Raw genomic sequence first — 4,656 nt, forward strand, 5'->3', positions numbered from 1 at the left:
ACCCCTACTCTCTTTCTATTTTTTCCCCCCCCCGCTGCCCCCCCCCCTATTTGAGCCCCCGCCCCCCCCGGTGGGGGGGGGGGGCCCTTCGACGTGCGTGGTCTCAGTTTTGGTCTCATTTATTTCCGGCATTTAGGATATTTCACTCACGCGGCAGCTGCCCTGATGCCGATGATCAGCGGTCATGTGTCTACGTACGCCCCGCATCCGCTCCGAGGTTCCCCGAAGTGGCTCTCCTCGTGCCATCAGGCCAGCGGGTAGCCCAGGGCCAGGGCGGCCCTGCGGAACGCCGGCAGGCGGTCGAGGGAGACCGCGAGATGCCGCTCTCCGATGCGGGTCCACAACGTAGTCGTAGTTGCCCGGGCCGCAGGTGCGTTCGAGGGTCTGGACCACCTTGCGCGGGTTGTCGTAGGGGCCGGAGAAGTAGAACGGTTCGCCGTCCCGGCCGAAGCCGATGGCAGGCCGGTCGCAGGGCGGGGAACCCAGGTGCACCGCGGCATAGGCGAAACCGTCCGCGGGCTCGAAGCCGAGACCGCGGGCATAGGCGACCGCATCGTGCACGATCGTCTGCGCCTGCTCCACCTCGATCGGCAGCGGCTGCACCGCCTGTACGCAGCCACGGCCCCGGTGCCGATCCACGACCTGTACGAAGTTGTGTGGCATGCGGTGAGCCCGCTGTACGTACTCGACGACCTGTCCCCCGACCGTCTGGGGCATCTGCGTACCGCGGGCGACCACGACGTCCAACGGACCCTGAAGGTCCTCGCCTCCCTGGGCGCTCTCCATCTCACTCAGGACAGCGGTGAGTTGACGACGTACGGACGCATCGAGACAGCCCGGATGTGCGGCGAACCCGAGCCGGGCGACGCCGTGTTGCGGATCCTCGTCGAACTCGCCGACGTGGACGGCCCCCGGGTCTGGCGGCAGTTGCTCGTACCCGCCGCGATCCGGCTTGACCGGCTTCACTCCGTTATCCAGCAAGCTATGGGCTGGCACGACTGCCACATGCACGCCTTCACCATCGACGGGGTCCAGTACGGGCACCCCGGCAGCGAAGTCGGATTCCGCGACGAGGGCACCGCCCCCGTGGGCGACCTGCTCAAGCCAGGCGCCCACTCGAGTACACGTACGACTTCGGGGACTCCTGGGAGCACCTCATCACCGTGGAGCAGCCCCAGACAGCCGAAGCCGGGCTCCACTATCCGCACTGCGTGGACAGCGCCGGGACGTGCCCTCCCGAGGACTGCGGCGGCGCCCCCGGCTACAACGACCTCAAAGCGATCCTCGCCGACCCTGCGCACGAGGAACACCACGCCATGCTGGAGTGGCGCGGACTCCGGTCCGCAGCGGAATTCGACCCTGACCGCTTCGCGCCGGACGAGGCCAACGCGGCTGCTACGCCTCACGGCACCTTGAAGGGCATGAAAGACAGCCGTCCAGCCATGCCGCCTTTCGCGGCACACTGGTAAGGGGGACAATACCGGGAGTATGGTCTCCTATATGGCGACGACCAAAAAGGTAACGGTGACGATTCCCGAGGATCTCCTGGACGAGATCCGTGCGGAGGCGGCAGAACGGGGCCTGTCCGCATACGTCGCCGAAGCCCTGCGCTTCAAGCGCGACCGAGACCGGCTGCGCGAACTATCCGACTGGCTAGAGGAGGAACACGGCTCCCTCAGCGAGGATGAGCGCACGACCGCGTTCGAGGAACTGGAGGAACTCGATGCCGAGCACGAGCGCCGCCGCGCCGCCGCAAGCCGCAATGCCGGAGAGGCCGCGTGAAGAAGCGGCCCACCGAGCAGAGGCAGCGCCCCCTGCGCGTCTTCGTACTCGACTGCGAAGCCCTGTCCCTGGCCGTGCGCGGCGACCGGAAGATGATCGCCTGGCTCAACCTCGCGGCCCGGGGTGAAGCCGAGGTGGTGACTTCCCCGCTGACACTGGTCGAGGCGTACGACGGCAGAACAACCGAACAGCGCTGGGACTGGGTGCTCTCCCGGCTCAAGGTCGCCGACATCGGAAAGGACGAGGCCCGCCAGGCTCGGCGCCTCCTGGCTGACGCCAGGCTGCACGGTCACAAGTATGCGATCGACTCCGTGCTCGCTGTCATCGCTCGTCAGCAGAAAGGGCAGGTCACCGTCTTCACCTCGGACGTAGAAGACCTGGAGAAGCTGGTTCCGGAGTCGATCGTCGTCAAGAAGGTGTGACCCAGCGCCCTGTGGTCTCAGTTTCGGTCTGATTCACCCCCGTTCAGCGTCGTTCAACAACCGTCCGACGCTGGGCTCCGTCGCAGGTCAGGACGCCCCTGTCCGCCGCCGAACACCAAGACGAACATTTGGAAAGCGTGTTGGGGGCAACCCCTCACGAGTTCGAATCTCGTATCCTCCGCGATCGCTCTCACCGGGCAATACGAAGAAGGTCCTGACCCGTTTCGACTGGTCAGGACCTTCTTCGCGTGCTGACCTGAGTCGGAGCAGTCGGGATCACCCGCCGCTAAGCGGATCGCTCTTCGTGATCTTCCGTTCCGCCTCTCGGCGCAGGGCGGAGAGGCCGCCCTGGCGGCCGTCGAGGCGGCGCCCACCAAGGCGGAAGTCAACGCGGTCAAGGTCGCCGGGCCGCCTATCGACGGAGCCACCGAAGCATTGAAGGCTGCCCACGCATCGGGGCGCCGCGTAGCGGTCGTGAGCAACAACTCCGCCGAATGCGTACGCGCCTACCTCTCGACCCATGGGCTCTCGACCCTCGTGGAGCAGATCGCAGGACGGCCCACCATGAGGCCCGACCTCATGAAACCGTCGCCGCAACCGCTGCTCGAAGCAGCCTCGCTCCTCGGTACCGCTCCGGAACGAACGGTCCTCATCAGGGACTCCGTGACAGACGTCGAGGCGACTCGTGCGGCAGCCACACGGTGCATCGGCTTCGCCAACAAGCCGACGAAACAGATAGCGCTCGCGGACGCCGGAGCAGACCAAGTCGTCCTCAGCATGACGAGCATCGCCAAGGCGTCGGCCGCGTTGTTTTCGGCAGGGTGAACGGGAGCCACTCGGGCAACGGGAACGGGAGCCACGTTGCTCCGTTCCCTGACAGGCGCGGTCAGAAGGGCCCGGCTCCGTCGGCCACCGCGTCTCAGCGTCCCAATTACCGGATGCTGAATTCCGTGCGGATCGGGCTTTCGCCGTTGTGGGCGCATTCGACGGTGTAGGTGCCGTCGTCGTTCACTTCGTTCCCCTCCACCTCTTCGGATCCTCCGGGAGAGATGCCCTGCTCTCTCAGCACCGCGTCACCGTCGGGAGCGAGGAGAGCGAAGTCGACGGACTTGGTGCCGGTGTTCTTGACGGTGAAGGTCACGTGGGTGCCGGACGACACCTCCTTGGGCGAGACCGTGCAGGCAGTGTCCGTTGCTTCCACGTTGACCTGCTCACTCTCGCCCGAGCCGCAGGCGGCCAGGAGCGATGCGGTCAAGACCGTGGCGACGATGCCTCGGACTCGCTCGATGGTCTGACGCCCGCCCTGAAGGCTGCTGCTGACCTGTTCTGTGCTCATACCTGATTCCTTCTTTGCTGTTCGGTGGTCTGGAAGCGGTAGGACTCTGTCCCGGTCTGGATGAGCGTGCAACGGAAGGTGATCCGGTCGGCGATAGCCGCGCAGAGCCGCGGGTCGGAGAGGATCTTGTCCCACTCCGCGAACGGTGAATTCGTCGCGGCCGCGGTCGCCTTGCATTCCTCGCGTTCGGTGCAGATCTGGAACAGCAGACGGCCGCCCTTCTTGTCGTGATTGAGATAGCCGAACTCGTCCAGACAGTGAAGGTCGACCTTGCTGTGGCGGGAGATAACGGACGACAGCCGACGAGCTGCGTCCGCCTCGGCGAGTTCGTTCACCAGTGCCGAAGTGTTCGTGTAACGGACGCTCAGGCCCGCCTCGGCGATCGCGGTGCCCACTCCGATCAGCAGGTGCGACTTGCCGGTGCCGGAGTCACCGGTGATCCACTCACGCGACCTGTACACCACGGACTCCTGACACGACCGTGACCAAAGGCCCACAGCGTGTCCCGACCAAACAGCCCAAAGCCCTCATTACGCCATCAGCGGCATGTCACAGATCGTCAGACCGGGTGGCTCCCAATCTCGTTGCCGGAACCTCGGCTCCCGTTCCCGCTGCCGAACTGGCTCTACTTCACCCTGCCAAAGACAGCCGCGTAGTGCCCCCGGAACCGGCGCTGCCGCCCGTCTCGGTTTCCGTATCATTCACCGCCGTGCGCCGCGTTCATGGCAGTACGAGCTGGGCTCTTCCGTAGCGGCGGGAACGCCCCTGAACGCAGGTGAACAGCCGCGAATGCTCCCCTGACCTGCACCAACAGACTTGGAAAGCGTGACGGGCAGCAAGCACCACGTGATCATGAGGCGCACGGCGTTGCGCTCGCCGCAACGCTGACCGGCGGAAACCGGCACGACGTCACCCAACTCATGCCCCTGGTCGCCGTCGTTCCGCCGGTTAGGGGCAAGCGCGGGCGTCCCCGCCGGCGCCCCCGGCGTGCTGCATGCCGACCGCGGATACGACTACGACACCTACCGCCGTTTTCGAAGCGGACAAGAACGGCGGCGTCACGACAAAATGGAGAGGCGCCGTTCTCCGTCCATTTGCCGCGCCTCGGCCGCGAGT

6 protein-coding genes and 2 pseudogenes are annotated in these 4,656 nt (G+C 65.9%); 6 read left to right on the top strand and 2 right to left on the bottom strand.

All coding sequences use genetic code 11. The features are described 5' to 3' along the window. Positions 1–840: 840 nt before the first annotated feature. The 5 genes and pseudogenes from ACFWI9_RS12465 to ACFWI9_RS12485 all read left to right on the top strand — a co-directional run. Positions 841–1,044 (top strand): annotated as a pseudogene (locus ACFWI9_RS12465) (plasmid pRiA4b ORF-3 family protein); the annotation flags it as partial. Between the two features lie 119 nt (positions 1,045–1,163). After that, positions 1,164–1,469: a hypothetical protein gene (locus ACFWI9_RS12470; protein WP_387161191.1), complete on the top strand. Its 306-nt coding sequence runs from the start codon at positions 1,164–1,166 to the stop codon at positions 1,467–1,469. Between the two features lie 31 nt (positions 1,470–1,500). Beyond that, complete coding sequence (locus ACFWI9_RS12475; protein WP_387161193.1) at positions 1,501–1,782, top strand: CopG family transcriptional regulator; 282 nt, start codon at positions 1,501–1,503, stop codon at positions 1,780–1,782. Beyond that, positions 1,779–2,204 (top strand): hypothetical protein, encoded by a 426-nt coding sequence (locus tag ACFWI9_RS12480; protein ID WP_387161195.1) that lies wholly within the window; start codon positions 1,779–1,781, stop codon positions 2,202–2,204. Before ACFWI9_RS12475 ends, ACFWI9_RS12480 begins: the two co-directional genes overlap by 4 nt. Positions 2,205–2,552: 348 nt before the next feature. After that, positions 2,553–3,029, top strand: a complete 477-nt coding sequence (locus ACFWI9_RS12485) for an HAD family hydrolase (protein WP_387161230.1) — start codon at positions 2,553–2,555, stop codon at positions 3,027–3,029. 106 nt (positions 3,030–3,135) lie between these two features. Here the strand turns inward: ACFWI9_RS12485 and ACFWI9_RS12490 are convergent, their stop codons facing one another. Together ACFWI9_RS12490 and ACFWI9_RS12495 are read right to left on the bottom strand one after the other, a co-directional pair. Further along, the gene (locus ACFWI9_RS12490) at positions 3,136–3,540 is read right to left on the bottom strand and encodes a cupredoxin domain-containing protein (protein WP_387161198.1); all 405 of its coding nucleotides are present in this window, start codon (positions 3,538–3,540) and stop codon (positions 3,136–3,138) included. After that, complete coding sequence (locus tag ACFWI9_RS12495; RefSeq protein WP_387161199.1) at positions 3,537–4,001, bottom strand: ATP-binding protein; 465 nt, start codon at positions 3,999–4,001, stop codon at positions 3,537–3,539. The genes ACFWI9_RS12490 and ACFWI9_RS12495 overlap by 4 nt, the downstream gene beginning before the upstream one ends. A 340-nt stretch (positions 4,002–4,341) precedes the next feature. Between ACFWI9_RS12495 and ACFWI9_RS12500 the strand changes: the two are divergent. After that, a pseudogene (locus ACFWI9_RS12500) lies at positions 4,342–4,572 on the top strand (transposase); the annotation flags it as partial. Positions 4,573–4,656 lie beyond the last annotated feature (84 nt).

This window comes from Streptomyces sp. NPDC127084, from assembly GCF_042724175.1.
Lineage (GTDB): Bacteria > Actinomycetota > Actinomycetes > Streptomycetales > Streptomycetaceae > Streptomyces.